Consider the following 13878-nt stretch of genomic DNA (forward strand, 5'->3'; position numbering starts at 1 on the left):
CTTCACTGGTTAAGTGTACGCACGCGGCGCCGTGTCGGCCATCCCCGCGCCGATCGCCTGCGCCCAGGCAGCCGGAAGGGCGCTGATCAGGGCATCGACGTCGGCCTGGGTCGAGGTGCGGCCCAGGGTGATCCGCAGGGCGCTGCGGGCCTCGGCTTCGCTCCGGCCCATGGCGCGCAGCACATGCGAGGGCTCGGGGATGCCGGCCTGGCAGGCGGATCCCGTGGAGACCGACACCCCGGCCACGTCGAGCAGGAACAGGAGCGAGTCACCCTCGCAGCCGGGGAAGGTGAAGTGGGCGTTGCCGCACAAACGCCCGGCCGGGTCGGGATCGCCGTTGTACACGGCGGACGGCACCGCGGACTGCACCCCGGCGATCACGGCGTCGCGCAACAGGCTGAGCCGCCGGTTCTCGGCCTCGAGGTCGGCCGTCATCGCGGTGGCCGCCACCGCGAACGACACCGCCGCCGCCACGTCCTGGGTGCCGCTGCGCACCTGGCGCTGTTGACCGCCGCCGTGGATCAGCGGCACGACCGTGGCCGTGCGGGACAGCACCAGGGCGCCGATGCCCACCGGCCCGCCGATCTTGTGCGCCGAAACGCTCAGGGCGGACACCCCGACGGCGTGCAAGGCGGCGAAGTCGATCGGCACGTGACCGTAGGCGGAGATGGCGTCCACGTGCACCGGGATGCCGGCGGCCGCGGCGAGCGCCGCGACCTCCTCGACGGGCTGCAGGGTGCCCACCTCGTTGTTGGCGGCCAGCAGGGTGACCAGCGCCACATCCTCAGGGTTCTCAGCAATGGCAGCCTCGAGGGCGGCGAGGTCGATGCGACCCAGCGCGTCCAGCGGGATCCACTGCACCCGGGCGCCCTCCTGGTGCGCGAGCCACTCCACGGTGTCGACGGTGGCGTGGTGCTCCCCGCCGGGCACCAGGATCCGGGTGCGCGGCGCCCGGGCCCAGTAGAGACCTTTGATGGCCAGATTCACCGATTCGGTGCCGCTGCCGGTGAAGACGATCTCAATGGGGTCACTGTGCACGCTCGCGGCGACGCGTTCGCGGGCCTCCTCGAGCATCCGTTTGGCGTTCTGGCCCTGGCTGTGGATGGACGCCGGGTTGCCGACGACGGACATGGCTTCTGCGTAGGCCGTGATGGCGGCCGGCAGCATGGGTGCCGTCGCCGCGTGGTCGAGATACGCGTGGTCGAATTGCAGCGACATGTGCTCGCCTCCTGGCTGGTTCGGGCCCCATGGACGGGCCGGCGGGGGCTGGTCTTTATACACCGTCCGCACTCATTACTCTAGATCTCATGACTTCAGCTGACTCCCTCCGTAATCTGGGCGTCCGCGCTACGAGCAATGGTGGGGAGCTCCGCGTCTGGTCGGAGCACGCGGAGTCGATCGAGCTGTGCATCTTCGACCACACCGACCCCAACTGGATCGTGCGCACCGTACCGATGGTGCGCGACGCCCACAACGTCTGGGTCGGCCGGTCCCGCACCCTCACCGCGGGACGCCGCTACGGCATCCGGGTCTCCGGCCCCGCCGGTCCCACGCACTCGTTCCACCCCGAGAAGACCCTGATCGACCCGTACGCGCGGGGACTGGCCCGGGTGGGCCCCGACCAGTGGCAGTCCACCATGGTCGACGGCGACTTCGACTGGGCCGGGTCGGTCAAGCCGAACACCCCGATGGATCACACCGTCGTCTACGAGGCGCACGTGCGTGGCTTGAGCAAGCTCAGCCCGGCCATGCCGGTGGAACTCCGCGGCACCTACGCCGGGCTGGCCCACGCGAGCACCATCGCGTACCTCAAGAACCTGGGCGTGACGGCCGTGGAACTGCTACCCGTGCAGTCCTTCGTCTCCGAACAGCGCCTGATCAAGCAGGGCCTGTCGAACTACTGGGGCTACAACACCCTCAACTTCTTCACCCCGCACGCCGACTATGCCACCCAGGCCGCCCAGGCCGAGGGGCCGGAGGCGGTGCTGCGCGAATTCAAGGGCATGGTCAAGCTGCTGCACGAGGCCGGCCTCGAGGTCATCCTCGACGTCGTCTACAACCACACCGCAGAAGAGGGCCCGGCGGGGCCGGTCACCAGCCTGCGCGGCATCGACAACGCCACCTACTACCGGCAGAACGCCAAGGGCCACTACATCGACGTCACCGGCTGTGGCAATACCGTCAACTTCGGCCACGAGGTGCCGATGCGGCTGGTGCTGGACTCCCTGCGGTACTGGGCCAACGAGCTGCAGATCGACGGGTTCAGGTTCGACCTCGCCGCGACCCTCGGCCGCGACGAGAACGTGCACTACACGCCGGACCACCCGCTGCTCACCGCCATCCGCGACGACCCGGACCTGGCCGGGGTGAAGCTCATCGCCGAACCCTGGGATGTGGGGATGGGCGGCTGGCAGACCGGCAACTTCCCGACCGGCTGGACCGAGTGGAACGACAGGTACCGCGACCGGATGCGCTCCTTCTGGCTCACCGACGTCGCCGCCGTGCGCAATCATTCCACCTCCGACAGCGGCATCGGCCGGTTCGCCTCCCGCCTGGCCGGGTCGGCGAACACCTTCTCGCTGGAGCGCGGCCCGGTCGCCTCGCTGAACTTCATCACCGCCCACGACGGTTTCACCATGGCCGACCTCACCGCGTACAACGTCAAGCACAACGTCGGCAACGGCGAAGCGAACCGGGACGGCACCGACGGGAACAACTCGTTCAACCACGGCGTCGAGGGTCCTACTCGCGACGTCACGGTGCTGCGAACCCGTCGGCGGGCGATGCGCAACCTGCTGGGCACCCTGCTGCTTTCCGCGGGCGTGCCGATGCTCACCGCCGGGGACGAGTTCGGTCGCAGCCAGCGCGGCAACAACAACGCGTACTGCCACGACAGCGAGCTCACCTGGCTGGACTGGAACTTCGACGACTGGCAGCAGGACCTGCACCGGATCACCCGGCAGTTGCTCGCCCTGCGTCGGGAGAACCCGGCGCTGCGTCCGGTGCGCTTCGGCCGCCCGGGGTACACCACGCCCAGCGCCAGCCAGATGGACTGGTACAACGCCGCCGGGGCGTCTATGTCGGAGACCGACTGGAACTCCCCCCAGGAACGCACCCTGCAGTACCTCGCGGCGAGCACCCCCGAACACGAGGCGTTCAACCGCATCCTGCTGATCGTGCACGGCCTGGAGACCCCCGCCGAGGTCACGCTGCCCCTCCATTCCGGTGTCTCCAGTTACACGGTGCTCTGGGACTCCAGCCACGACGACATCCGCGAGGTGCAGAGTTCGCACATGCCGGGAGCCCGCCTCACCATGGGCGGAACCTCGATGCTGCTGCTGAGGGCCGAAGAAGCCCGGGCATGACCAAACCGGATGCCGGCGGTGGCACACCGGCCACGGTGGCGCTGCAGCGCGCGGGCATCCGGTTCACCGCTCACCACTACCCTCACGACGCGGCGGTGGCCGGCTACGGCCTCGAGGCCGCGGACAAGCTCGGGCTGGACCCCGACCGGGTGTTCAAGACCCTCCTCGCCGACGCCGACGGATCCCTCGTCGTGGCCATCGTGCCCGTCTCCGGTCAGCTCGACCTCAAAGCCCTGGCTGCCGCAGTCGGCGCCAAGAAGGCCGTCATGGCCGACCCGAAGACCGCCGAGCGCAAGACCGGCTACGTCGTGGGCGGTATCAGCCCGATCGGGCAGAAGACCCGGCTGAGCACGGTGCTCGACGAGACGGCCGAGCTTTTCGACTCCGTCTTCGTTTCCGGCGGCCGCCGCGGCTTCGACCTCGAGGTCTCCCCCGGCGACCTCATCACCGTCACCGGCGCCATCCTGGCCGCAATCGGCCGGGACCGGTGACGGAGCGGCTCAGCCGGCGACGGCCACCAGCCCCATTTCGGCGGCGCTGATCAGCAGGTCGTGGCGCGGTACGACCCGTACCGTGTAGCCGAAGCCGCCGGCCCTGTCGAGTTCGACGGTTCCGGTGAACAGGGTGGGCGCGCCGGGCGTCACGGTCTCGGTGGCGTCCTGCCCCAGGGCGTCGTTGATCGGCTCGAGGGCCTGGGTGCTGACGTCGGTGAGGTCGTCGCCGCCCGAGCTCCTGCCGTAGACGACCTGAACCGTCACGTCCTCCGGCGCGAGAGAGTTCAACTGCACGTGCGCGCGCAGGCGGAGTTCGTCGCCGACCTGCGGCACGGGGGCGACTCCGCCGGACTCCACGTGCTCGACGGCCACACCGGGCCATGCTCCCACGATGCGGGCCTTCCAGAGGGCCAGTTCGCGGGCCGCCCGGTAGTTGTGGGCCGACAGCCGGGCCGCGGAGGCGCCCGCGGGCCGGTACAGCTTCTCCACGTATTCGCGCACCATGCGGCCGGCGTTCAGCTCGGGCGAGAGCCCGGCCAGGGTGCGGCGGATGTTGGCGACCCAGCGTTCGGGCACGTCGTCGGCGTTGCGCTCGTAGAACGGCGGCGCCACCTGGTGCTCGATGAGCTCGTAGAGGGCCTCGGCTTCGAGGCGGTCACGTTCGGCGGAGTTGGTGCTCGCGTCGGCGGAGGGAATGGCCCATCCGTTCTGGCCGTCGAAGTACTCCGGCCACCAGCCGTCCAGGATCGACAGGTTGAGGGCACCGTTGAGGGCGGCCTTCATCCCGGAGGTGCCGCAGGCCTCGAGCGGGCGCAGCGGGTTGTTCAGCCACACGTCGGTGCCCGGGTACATCAGCTGCGCCATGCCGATGTTGTAGTCGGGCAGGAACGCGATGCGGGTGCGGAGCTCAGGGTCGGCGGCGAACTGCACGATCCGCTGGATCAGCCGCTTGCCCTCCTCGTCGGCGGGGTGCGACTTTCCGGCGATGACGATCTGCACGGGGTGGTCGGGGTGCAGCAGCAGGGCGCGCAGCCGCTCGGGGTCGTGCAGCATCAAGGTGAGGCGTTTGTAGGTGGGCACCCGGCGGGCGAAGCCGATGGTGAGCACGTTGGGGTCGAAGACCTGGTTGATCCACGCCGGCACCAGGCCGCCCGGGTTCTGCACCAGCCAGGCCGCGCCGATCCGGCGACGGGCGTCCTCCACGAACTGCCGGCGCATATCGCCGCGCACCTCCCAGAGGTCCTGGTCGCTCACCACCGGCGACGCCCAGTCGGCCGTGGACGTGTCGGTGGTGCCGAGCCGGTTCGCGGCGAGGGCCTTGAGCGCCGGGTCGGTCCAGGTGGGCGCGTGCACCCCGTTGGTGATCGACGTGATCGGCACCTCGCTGGCGTCGAAGCCCGGCCAGAGGCCGCTGAACATGCGCCGGCTGACCTCGCCGTGCAGCTTTGAGACGCCGTTGGCGTGCTGTCCCAGCCGCAGGCCCATGATGGCCATGTTGAAAACGTCAGGTGAGCCGCCCGGGTAGCTCTCGGCTCCCAGGCCCAGCAGGTCGTCCACGGCCACACCGGGCAGCAGGTCGGTCTCGAAGTAGCGGCGCACCAGGGAGGTCTCGAACCTGTCGATGCCCGCCGCCACCGGGGTGTGCGTGGTGAAAATGGTGCCGGCGCGGGCCACCTGCAACGCCTCGGCGAAGCTCAGGCCCTCACCGATGAGGCTGGAGATGCGTTCGAGGCCGAGGAATCCGGCGTGTCCCTCGTTGGTGTGGAACACCTCGGGCTCGTCACGGCCGTTGAGGTTGCTCCACAGGCGTACGGCACGGGCGCCGCCGATGCCGAGCAGCAGTTCCTGCAGCAGGCGGTGTTCGCCGCCGCCGCCGTAGAGCCTGTCGGTCACCTGGCGCAGCTCGTCGGTGTTCTCCGGGATGTCGGTGTCGAGCATCAGCAGACGGATGCGGCCGACCCTGGCCTCCCAGACCCTGGCGTGCAGGGTGCGGTCGTCCGGCAGCGCGAGGGACACCTGCACGGGCGAGCCGTCCGCGCGGCGCAGCACGGACAGGGGCAGACCGTCGGGGTCGAGCAGCGGGTAGCTTTCCAGCTGCCAACCGTCGGTGGAGATCGCCTGGCTGAAGTAGCCGGCCTTGTAGAACAGGCCGACGCCCACGAGCGGGACACCCAGGTCCGAGGCGCTCTTGAGGTGGTCGCCGGCCAGGATTCCGAGGCCGCCGGAGTACTGCGGCAGCGCGGCGGCGATGCCGAACTCGGGCGAGAAGTAGGCGATCGACGCCGGCTTGGGCCCGTTCAGGCCCTGATACCAGCGCGGTTCGTTGAGGTAGGCGCGCAGGTCGTCGCGCACCACGTTGACGCCGGCGACGTAGTCGCGGTCCAGCGCGAGTTCCGCCAGGCGGGCCGAGTCGACGGCGCCGAGGAGGGCGACGGGGTCCGTGCCGATGCTCCGCCACAGCTCCGGGGCGATGTGCTCGAAGAGCTGCCGGGTGGGCTCATGCCAGGACCAGCGCAAATTGCCGGCCAGCTCGTCGAGCGCGGCAAGCGACTCTGGCAGGACTGCACGGACGGTAAATTTACGGATCGCCTTCACGAACCTTACTTTAGGGCGCGACGCGCCCACTGGGTAACGTCCGACGCGCGTGTGACCACCGGTTCGGCCCCCGTTCGCGCTACGGTCGTCTTGTGGCTAAGACACCAAAACGAACCGGTACCGCCCTCTCAACGCCGAGCACCGCGGATGTTCCGACCAAAGTCGGTCGAATCCCCGTCCTCGACCTGTCCCCGCAGCTGAACGACAATCTCTGGCCGGCGAAGGCTTTCGCCGGCGAGGTCGTGCCGTTCGGTGCGACCGCCTTCAGGGAGGGGCACGACGCGATCGGCGTGATGCTGCATCTCACGGCGCCGGACGGCACCGCGTCCCAGCATCCGATGCGCCCCGGCGCCCCGGGCACCGACAGGTACGAAACCCTCGTGCGACTGGACCTGCAGGGCTCGTACACCTACAGGGTGCGCGCCTACGCGGATGACTTCGCCACCTGGGTGCACAACGCCGCGATCAAGATCCCCGCCGGCGTCGACGTCGAGCTGATGTTCCTGATCGGTTCGACGCTGCTGGCCTCCGCCGGCAGGGACCTCAAGCGTCCCGCCGTCGAACGCCGGCTGTTCGCGGGCGCTTCCAAGACCCTGGCCAACCCCAAGCTTGGGCTCGAGGCCCGGCTGGCCGTCGTCACCGATCCCGCCCTGGCCGCCGCCGCGGCGGTGCGCCCCCTCGCCAGCCTCGACTCGTTCTCCGCCGAGCGCACCGTGCGGGTCGAACGCACCCGCGCCGGCGTCGGCTCCTGGTACGAGTTCTTCCCCCGTTCGGAGGGCGCCGTGAGACTGGACGACGGCAGCTGGCAGAGCGGTACCTTCCGCACCGCGGCCGCGCGCCTGCCCGGCGTCGCCGCGATGGGCTTCGACGTGCTCTACCTGCCGCCGATCCACCCCATCGGCCGGTCCTTCCGCAAGGGCCCGAACAACACCCTCGACGCCGGTGAGAACGATCCCGGCTCGCCGTGGGCGATCGGCTCGGCGGCCGGCGGCCACGACGCCATCCACCCCGAGTTGGGCACGATCGACGACTTCAGCTTCTTCCTCGACGCGGCCCGCGCCGAGGGCGTCGAGGTCGCCATCGACCTGGCCCTGCAGGCCTCGCCGGACCACCCCTGGGTCACCGAGCACCCGGAGTGGTTCACCACGCTGCCCGACGGCACCATCGCCTACGCCGAGAACCCGCCCAAGAAGTACCAGGACATCTATCCGATCAACTTCGACAACGATCCGGCCGGCATCCGTGCCGAGGTGCTGCGCCTGGTGCGCTACTGGGTCAAGGTGGGCGTGAACATCTTCCGGGTCGACAATCCGCACACCAAGCCGTTGGACTTCTGGGAGTGGCTGATCGGCACCATCAACCGGGAATCGCCCGACGTGGTGTTCCTTGCCGAGGCGTTCACCCGGCCGGCGCTGCTGCAGGGCCTGGCCAAGGTCGGCTTCCAGCAGTCGTACACCTACTTCACCTGGCGCAACACCAAGGAAGAGCTCGAGGAGTTCTTCGACGGCCTCGCGCACGACACCGCTGATTTCCTGCGCCCGAACCTGTTCGTGAACACCCCCGACATCCTCTCCGAGTACCTGCAGTTCGGCGGGCCTGCCGCGTTCAAGATCCGTGCGGCCCTGGCCGCCACGGCGGCGCCCACCTGGGGCCTGTACGCGGGCTTCGAACTGTACGAGAGCGTCGCCCGTCCCGGTGCTGAAGAGAACATCGACAACGAGAAGTACGAGCTCCGGCCCCGCGACTTCGCGAAGGCCGAGGCGCTCGGCAGGTCGCTGGCGCCGTTCCTCGCCCGGTTGGGCCGTATCCGTGCCGCCCACCCCGCCCTGCGCCAGCTGCGCAACCTCGACATCCACGCCAGCGACGACGACTCGATTCTCGTCTACAGCAAGTACCTGTCCGGTGAGTTCACCGACGACGGTCGCACCGACGCGTTGATCATCGTCGCCAACGTCGACCCGCACTCGGTGCGCGAGACCGTGGTGCACCTGGATGTGACCAGGTTCGGCCTCCCCCTCGGCTCGCATTTCGAGGTCGAGGATCTCATCACCGGCGCCGTGTGGACCTGGTCCGCGGACAACTTCGTGCGCCTGGACGCCTTCACCGAACCGGTGCACATCCTGCACGTGCGGATCCCACAGGTACCGAACCAGAACGGACTGGCCGAATGAAACACGCCACCGGCCGCCCCGCCGACGAACTGCCCACCTTCTCCGCGCACATCCTCGAGACGGTCTCGGTCGGCTCGTACTACAACCCGCACGAGGTACTCGGCCAGCACCTGCTGGACCTGCCGCACGTCACCGACCCGATCACCGTCATCCGCACCCTGCGGCCGCTGGCCAACGAGGTCGTCGCGGTGCTGTCCACCGGCGCCCGCGTCGAGCTGTCCCACCTGGGCTACGGCATCTGGCAGGGCGTCAGCACGATCGGCCCGCAGGACTACGAGATCGAAGCGCACTACGAGGGCGCTCCGGCCTGGATCAGTGACGATCCCTATCGTTACCTGCCCACGTTGGGTGAGCTTGACCTGCACCTGATCGGCGAGGGCCGGCACGAACGCCTCTGGGACGTGCTCGGCGCCCACGTGCGCACGTTCACCGGCGTGACCAAGCCCGTCAACGGCACCTCGTTCTCGGTCTGGGCTCCGCATGCCCGCGCCGTGCGCGTGATCGGCGACTTCAACACCTGGTCGGGCGTTCTGCACTCGATGCGCAACATGGGCAGCACCGGCGTCTGGGAACTCTTCGTGCCCGGCCTGGCCGCGGGCTCCAACTACAAGTTCGAGATCCTCACCCAGGCCGGCGAGTGGGTGCAGAAGGCCGACCCGATGGCCCGCTACACCGAGGTGCCGCCGCTGACCGCGTCGGTGGTCGGCGAGACCGCCTACACCTGGCAGGATGCCGCCTGGCTGGCCGAGCGCAGCGCCACCGACCCGCACGACCGGGCCATGAGCGTCTACGAGATGCACGTGGGCTCCTGGCGGCCCGGGCTGGGCTACCGGGCCCTGGCCGATGAGCTGATCGGCTACCTGGAAGAACTCGCCTACACGCACGTGGAGTTCATGCCTCTGTCCGAGCACCCGTTCGGCGGCTCCTGGGGCTACCAGGTCACCGGCTACTACGCGCCGACGAGCCGGTTCGGCCACCCCGACGACCTGCGCTACCTGATCGATCGGCTGCACCAGGCCGGCATCGGCGTGATCATGGACTGGGTGCCCGGCCACTTCCCCAAGGACGAGTTCGCCCTGGCCCGCTTCGACGGTCAGGCCCTGTACGAGCACCCGGACCCGCGCCGCGGCGAGCAGATGGACTGGGGCACCTACGTCTTCGATTTCGGTCAGATGCAGGTGCGCAACTTCCTCGTCGCGAACGCGCTGTACTGGCTCGAGGAGTTCCACATCGACGCCCTCCGCGTGGACGCTGTCGCCTCGATGCTGTACCTGGACTACTCACGCAAGGACGGCGAGTGGGAACCCAACAAGTTCGGCGGCCGGGAGAACCTCGAGGCGATCAGCCTGCTGCAGGAGATCACCGCCACGGCGTACAAGCGCAACCCCGGCACGATCATGATCGCCGAGGAGTCCACCAACTGGGGCGGCGTCACCGCGGCGACCTCCGGCGGCGGCCTGGGTTTCGGGCTGAAGTGGAACATGGGCTGGATGCACGACTCGCTCGAGTACATGAGCGAAGACCCGATGCATCGCGCCTACCACCACAACGAGATCACCTTCTCGTTCGTCTACGCGTTCAGCGAGAACTTCCTGCTGCCGATCAGCCACGACGAGGTCGTGCACGGCAAGGGCTCCCTGATCGCCAAGATGCCGGGCGACCCGTGGCAGCAGCTCGCCAATGTGCGCGTCTACCTGGCCTTCATGTGGGCGCACCCCGGCAAGCAGCTGCTGTTCATGGGCCAGGAATTCGGGCAGCGGTCGGAGTGGAGCGAAGAGCGCGGCCTGGACTGGTGGATGCTGGACCAGCCCGGCCACCGCGGCCTGTTCAACCTGGTCGGCCAGCTCAACCGGGTGTACCGGGACACGCCCAGCCTCTGGGAGCGCGACAACGAACCCGGCGGGTTCGAACTGCTCGACGGCGGTGCCGCGGCGGAGAACGTGGTCAGCTTCGTGCGCTGGGACCACGACGGCACACCGGTGGTCTGCCTGTACAACTTCTCCGGTGCGCCCCACACCGGCTACCGGGTTGGACTGCCCCTGCCCGGCGCCTGGGAGGAGATCCTCAACACGGATGCCGAGAACTTCGGCGGCTCCGGGGTGGGCAACCTCGGTGAGGTGACCGCATTCGCCGAGCCGTGGGCCGGCCGGCCGGCATCCGCCACCCTCTCCCTGCCGCCGCTCGGCGCGCTCTGGCTGCGCCTGCGCCGCTAACCACACGAAAGCGCCCGTGCGGTCGCCTCAGTCTCCTGAGGTCGCCACACGGGCGCTTTCGCGTACCCGCTGTCAGTAGAGCAGCGCGGTGAGGCGTTTGCGGGCCGGCGGCACCCGCGGGTCGTCGGTGCCGACGACCTCGAACAGCTCGAGGATGCGCTGGCGGATGACGTTCCGGCCCGCCGCATCCTGCGCCGGGAACAGGCCGAGCAGCCTGTCGAAGGCGTCCTCGATGTGGCCGCCGGACAGGTCCAGGTCGGCGACGAGAAGTTGCGCGTCGAGGTTCGACGGGTCGTCAGCGGCTGCGGAGCGCACCTCGGCGATGGTCTTGCCCTGCAGACGGGCCAGCAGGCTCACCTGGGCAAGGCCGGCGGCGGCCATGGTGTCGCGGGGGTCGCGGGCCAGGGCCAGCTTGTAAATGTCGATGGCCGTGGCGTACTCGCCGCGTTCGATGGCCTCGTAGGCCTCGCGGTGGTGCGGCGGCAGTTCGGGTTCGACGGGCTCGGCCGGCGGGCCGTCCGTGGCCTCGGCGGCCTCGGCCACCCCGGTCACACCGTGCTGTGCGGCGAGTTCGAGCACCCGCTCGAGAACCTCGCGGATCTGCACCACGGGCAGTACCCCGTCAAAAAGCTGCACGGGTTGACCGTTGATGACCGCGGCGAGGGTCGGCACCGACGTGGCCTGGAACGCCTGGGCGAGCTGCGGGTTGGTGTCGATGTCCACAGTGGCGAGGACGAAACGGCCGTTGTACTCCCGGATCAGATTCTCAATCACCGGGGTGAGCTGGGTGGCCGGCTCGCTCCAGGTGGCCCACAGGTCCACGATCACCGGCACGAACTTCGACAGTTCCAGCAGCTCGGCGAAGTTCGTGTCGGTGCCCTCGAGCACCAGATTCGGTACCGGAACGACACCGGCGACGGCACCATCCGGCGCGGTCCCGGTGCTCACGCCGGGCGCGGCCGCCGGCGGGCGGTTCACGAGCGAGGACAGGTCGACGGCGCCGCGCAGGTTTGAGCCGGCTGGGGGGACAACGGTCATGGAAGCTCCACGGAGTTGATCAGTCCCTGACTAAAGCCAAGGAGAACGATTTTGTCGGTTGAATTGGCGGCAGGCACGTGGAAGAGGAGCTGCTCGCTGTAGGTGCTCTGGATGCCCTTGGTGGTCTCCGCGATGCCGGAGAGCGCCTTGCTCGGGCCCTCCTTCGGGGTGATGGTGGCCTTGCCCGCAACGGGAGTCACCGTGGTGATCTCGTTGACACTCACGGCCACGATACTGCCGGAGTCGTTCGTGGCAAGGGCAACGATCTCGCCGCTTCCGACGGCGTTGGTGAACTCCATCGTGCCGGTGTCCTCGAGCTCTTCCAACTGCTTCTGCTTGTACTCCAGGCCCAGCTGGGTACGGGCGGTGTCGCCCTTGGCTTCGAAGAGCGGGAACGAGGGGCTCGCTTCGCCGTTCAGCAGGATGTCGGCGTAGGCCGGCCCGACGGCGTTGGGTGCCATCGACATGAACTTGTTGTCGGGGGCGATCAGCGGTGCTCCGATGGTGGCCGGGGCCACGCTCGGAACCTTGGCGGATGCCTCGAGCTGCACGGCGTAGTCGACCAGGTAGTTCTCCCGCGGAGATTCCTGCTTGAGAATGAGCGCCATGGTGGGCACCGAGGCCTCATCGGCCGACTGCAGCACCGTCATGACCACGCGCGGCCAGGTATCGGTCTGTTGGGGAAGCGTCAGCGTCAGCGGGGAATCCGGTAGCGCCACGGTCGCCGCGTACGACGCGTCGGCGGCGCGGACCTTGTAGTTGGCCAGACGCTGCTCGAGCGCGGGGCCGGTGAACCGGGTGGCCAGGCTGTCGGCGTCCAGGTTCGCGTCGGCCTCGGCCGTCAGCGCAACGATGTCGTCGACGATGCGCTCGAGTTGCGGCACCGTCACCGCGGGCTGCGGAGCCTCGTCGGCGACGGGCGCCTCGGTGTCTTCGGCGCTAGGCGCGGGCGTGGCCGTTGCGGTGGCGGCGGACTCCGGAGCGGCGGTCGGCCAGAACTCAGGCGAGCATCCGCTGAGCACCAGCCCGGAGACCAGAACCAGGGGGACGGCGATCATGGACCGGCCGATCGACCGGCGCGGACCGGTGATCTCGCTCGCCTTGATGGTCTTGGGGCGCGGCACCCGGGGCAGCCTGGGCATGCGCGGCCCACGCGGCAGGTTGCGCCGCGGGCGGCGGGACCGGCGGAAGTGCAACAGTCCCAGCAGGTAGATCACGAAGCCGATCAGGCCGATGAGAGCTCCCCCGACGATCAGCGGACCGGCCCACGGCGTCGCGTTGTCCGTCGGCCAGGCCACGGTGATGTCCGTCGGTGCCGGGGCTGTTCCGTCGGAGGCGATGAGCACCGAGATGCCCTCCGGCGCGCTGATCGTGGTGGTCACCGACCGGTCGCCCGCGTACTCCTCCAGCCACAGGTCGGAGCCGGCGGGGTCGGTGACCAACGGGGCCGCTTCGGTTTCCTCCGGCGCCGCGACGGCGGTTCCCGTCGCCGGGGTGACGGTCAGCTTCTTGGTGTCGGCATCGAGGCTCACCGCCGAGTAGTCGTCGCCGCCGATCCAAGCCTGGATGTCCGCGGTGCGGGCGTAGGCGACGAAGACGCTGTCGGAGCCGGAAACCGTAATGGTCTGGCTGCCGGGGAACGCGCCCAGGGCACTGCCGTCGATGACCGCGTACGACGCACCGTCGTCGACCGTGGTGCTCAGGCTCGTGGAAGCAGGTTCGAGAAAGACTGTTCGCTGCGCGATGCCGAATGCGATCATCAGCGCGGCGAGGACGAATGCCAGAATGGCAAAGACGAAACGCACGTAAAACCCTCCTGTGTTGCCTGCCGATGGCTGCGAATCACAACGCATACCACCGCTTGTCGGGGCCGGGAAGCAACAGACACGGACGTCTTACGATACTGGACGCTCCTGAGAGCTGCCTAATAGCGGTTTTGGGGTGTTTCTGCTCTCTCCGCCCTTCTCTCCCCGAAGGCGGGATGGGGAGCGGTTTCTTCGGG

8 protein-coding genes are annotated in these 13878 nt (G+C 69.0%); 4 read left to right on the forward strand and 4 right to left on the reverse strand.

The annotated features are described in order from the left end of the window. Positions 1-9: 9 nt before the first annotated feature. Positions 10-1218, reverse strand: a complete 1209-nt coding sequence (locus CXY76_RS17190) for a cysteine desulfurase family protein (protein WP_104166661.1) — start codon at positions 1216-1218, stop codon at positions 10-12. 89 nt (positions 1219-1307) lie between these two features. Here CXY76_RS17190 and glgX point away from each other — a divergent pair, with 89 nt between their 5' ends. Both glgX and ybaK read left to right on the forward strand, forming a co-directional pair. Beyond that, positions 1308-3365, forward strand: coding sequence for a glycogen debranching protein GlgX (gene glgX / locus CXY76_RS17195; protein ID WP_104166663.1), 2058 nt, complete (start codon positions 1308-1310; stop codon positions 3363-3365). Continuing rightward, positions 3362-3856: a Cys-tRNA(Pro) deacylase gene (ybaK, locus tag CXY76_RS17200; protein ID WP_104166665.1), complete on the forward strand. Its 495-nt coding sequence runs from the start codon at positions 3362-3364 to the stop codon at positions 3854-3856. The genes glgX and ybaK overlap by 4 nt, the downstream gene beginning before the upstream one ends. A gap of 9 nt (positions 3857-3865) precedes the next feature. On the opposite strand, the gene glgP is transcribed toward ybaK, so the two are convergent. Continuing rightward, on the reverse strand, positions 3866-6454 hold the full coding sequence (gene glgP, locus CXY76_RS17205) for an alpha-glucan family phosphorylase (RefSeq protein WP_104166667.1): 2589 nt from the start codon (positions 6452-6454) through the stop codon (positions 3866-3868). Between the two features lie 92 nt (positions 6455-6546). On the opposite strand from glgP, the gene CXY76_RS17210 reads away from it, so the two are divergent. Together CXY76_RS17210 and glgB are read left to right on the forward strand one after the other, a co-directional pair. Then, positions 6547-8625 (forward strand): maltotransferase domain-containing protein, encoded by a 2079-nt coding sequence (locus CXY76_RS17210; RefSeq protein ID WP_199190347.1) that lies wholly within the window; start codon positions 6547-6549, stop codon positions 8623-8625. Beyond that, positions 8622-10838 carry a 1,4-alpha-glucan branching protein GlgB gene (gene glgB, locus CXY76_RS17215; protein ID WP_104166669.1) on the forward strand — a complete coding sequence of 739 codons (2217 nt, stop codon included), beginning with the start codon at positions 8622-8624 and terminating at the stop codon, positions 10836-10838. The genes CXY76_RS17210 and glgB overlap by 4 nt, the downstream gene beginning before the upstream one ends. A gap of 72 nt (positions 10839-10910) precedes the next feature. Here glgB and CXY76_RS17220 read toward each other — a convergent pair whose 3' ends face one another. Both CXY76_RS17220 and CXY76_RS17225 read right to left on the reverse strand, forming a co-directional pair. Further along, the gene (locus tag CXY76_RS17220; RefSeq protein WP_104166671.1) at positions 10911-11876 is read right to left on the reverse strand and encodes a tetratricopeptide repeat protein; all 966 of its coding nucleotides are present in this window, start codon (positions 11874-11876) and stop codon (positions 10911-10913) included. Further along, positions 11873-13681: a hypothetical protein gene (locus tag CXY76_RS17225; protein WP_104166673.1), complete on the reverse strand. Its 1809-nt coding sequence runs from the start codon at positions 13679-13681 to the stop codon at positions 11873-11875. The genes CXY76_RS17220 and CXY76_RS17225 overlap by 4 nt, the downstream gene beginning before the upstream one ends. Positions 13682-13878 lie beyond the last annotated feature (197 nt).

The organism is Cryobacterium sp. N22 (genome assembly GCF_002929555.1).
GTDB lineage: Bacteria > Actinomycetota > Actinomycetes > Actinomycetales > Microbacteriaceae > Cryobacterium.

Excerpts from the sequence above, each read along its gene's own strand:
- CXY76_RS17190 (WP_104166661.1), bottom strand. The coding sequence starts at position 1,218 with ATGTCGCTGCAATTCGACCACGCGTATCTCGACCACGCGGCGACGGCA.
- glgX (WP_104166663.1), top strand. The coding sequence starts at position 1,308 with ATGACTTCAGCTGACTCCCTCCGTAATCTGGGCGTCCGCGCTACGAGC.
- ybaK (WP_104166665.1), top strand. The coding sequence starts at position 3,362 with ATGACCAAACCGGATGCCGGCGGTGGCACACCGGCCACGGTGGCGCTG.
- glgB (WP_104166669.1), top strand. The coding sequence starts at position 8,622 with ATGAAACACGCCACCGGCCGCCCCGCCGACGAACTGCCCACCTTCTCC.
- CXY76_RS17220 (WP_104166671.1), bottom strand. The coding sequence starts at position 11,876 with ATGACCGTTGTCCCCCCAGCCGGCTCAAACCTGCGCGGCGCCGTCGAC.